This window comes from Kytococcus sp. HMSC28H12 (assembly GCF_001816045.1).
Lineage (GTDB): Bacteria > Actinomycetota > Actinomycetes > Actinomycetales > Dermatophilaceae > Kytococcus > Kytococcus schroeteri.
The window spans coordinates 1-1,622 of the sequence record NZ_KV824309.1 but is presented as its reverse complement, the minus strand read 5'-3'; the positions used below and the strand labels follow the sequence as shown (position 1 = coordinate 1,622).

The 1,622-nt window shown below is 73.2% G+C and carries 2 protein-coding genes; one reads left to right on the top strand and one right to left on the bottom strand.

Annotated elements, in window-relative coordinates:
• The coding region (locus HMPREF3099_RS02315; RefSeq protein ID WP_305778342.1) for a M17 family peptidase N-terminal domain-containing protein at window positions 1-328 on the bottom strand (328 nt) is incomplete at its 3' end.
• A gap of 126 nt (window positions 329-454) precedes the next feature.
• On the opposite strand from HMPREF3099_RS02315, the gene gcvT reads away from it, so the two are divergent.
• Complete coding sequence (gcvT, locus tag HMPREF3099_RS02310) at window positions 455-1,573, top strand: glycine cleavage system aminomethyltransferase GcvT (protein ID WP_070703581.1); 1,119 nt, start codon at window positions 455-457, stop codon at window positions 1,571-1,573.
• Window positions 1,574-1,622: the final 49 nt, after the last annotated feature.

Below are 1,622 nucleotides of genomic sequence, written 5' to 3'. Positions count from 1 at the left end.
CGGCGGCACCGGCGGCGCGGCGCAGGCGGTCGGTGGTCGCGTCGGCCTGCTTGCCCAGACCTGCCACCACGACGAGGGTGGCGGACACGCCGGGGGCGCCGGCGAGCACGGTCGTGGAGTCCACGGCGCCGGTGGCCTTGAGCGTGGTCAGGGCGGCGGCCAGGGCCTCGGTGGCCTCGGCGGGCAGGTCGGCGGCGGCCAGCTCGGCCTTGCCGTCCACCTGCCAGGCGCCCAGCACCAGGGCGTCGGCGGTGGCCTCGGCCGGGGCCTCGGTGGCCGTCGTGAGCTCGAGGTCGAAGGGGGACAGCTCGAAGGGCACGCTCGTCATCAGGTCTCCTCGGATCGGGATCGGTTCGCGCTCCAGACGGCCCGGCGACTCGGCCGCCGGGCCACAGTGGCACCGATCGTACGCGCGGTGCGATCCACGTCACGTCCGGGCGGGTACGGTGCGCACATGACCGACTCCTCCCTCCGTCACTCCCCCCTCCACGAGGCCCACGTCGCCCGCGGCGCCAAGATGGCCGACTTCGGTGGCTGGGACATGCCCATCGAGTTCCCCGGCGGCGGCGTCAAGGCCGAGCACAACGCCACCCGCGAGGCCGTCGGGCTCTTCGACGTCTCGCACATGGGCAAGGTCCGCGTCTCCGGTCCCGGTGCGGCGGCCTTCGTCAACTCCTGCTTCACCAACGACCTCACCCGCATCGAGCCGGGCAAGGCGCAGTACACGATGTGCTGCAACGAGTCCGGTGGTGTCGTCGACGATCTGATCCAGTACCTGCGCTCCGAGGACGACGTGTTCCTCGTGCCCAACGCCGCCAACGCCACCCAGGTGGCCCGCCTGCTCACCGAGGCCGCGGCCGAGCGCGCCCCGGAGGTGACCGTCTCCGACGAGCACACCCAGCACGGCATCGTCGCCGTGCAGGGCCCGAAGGCCGACGAGGTCATGACCGCCCTCGGCCTGCCGGTGGACCACCCGGACTTCATGTCCTTCCTCGACGCGCAGTGGAAGGGCCACGAGGTGGTCGTCTGCCGCTCCGGCTACACCGGTGAGAAGGGCTACGAGCTGGTCTGCCCCTGGGACGCCACCGCCGAGCTGTGGGAGGCCCTCGTGGCCGCTGCCGCCGAGGTGGGCGGCCTGCCCGCCGGCCTGGGTGCCCGCGACACGCTGCGCACCGAGATGGGCTACCCGCTGCACGGCCACGAGCTCTCGGTGGACATCTCCCCGGTGATGGCCCGCAACGCCTGGGCCGTCGGCTGGGACAAGGAGGCCTTCTGGGGCAAGGAGGCCCTGGCGGCCCAGCGCGCGGAGAAGTCCGGCCGCCTGAACCGCGGCATCAAGGTGACCGGTCGCGGCATCCCGCGTGAGGGCAACGAGGTGAGGGCCACCGACGGCACGGTCATCGGGGTGGTCACCTCCGGCACCTTCTCGCCCACCCTGGGCCACGGCATCGCCATCGCGCTGGTGGACCGCTCCCACACCTTCGGTGACGAGGTCGTCATCGACGTGCGCGGCCGTGAGGTGGCCGGCGAGCTCGTGAAGCCGCCGTTCGTGGAGGCCGGCGTCCGCGGCTGACGCGGCACCCCATCGCACGGCGGCGGCCCCCTCCGGTGACGGAGGGGGC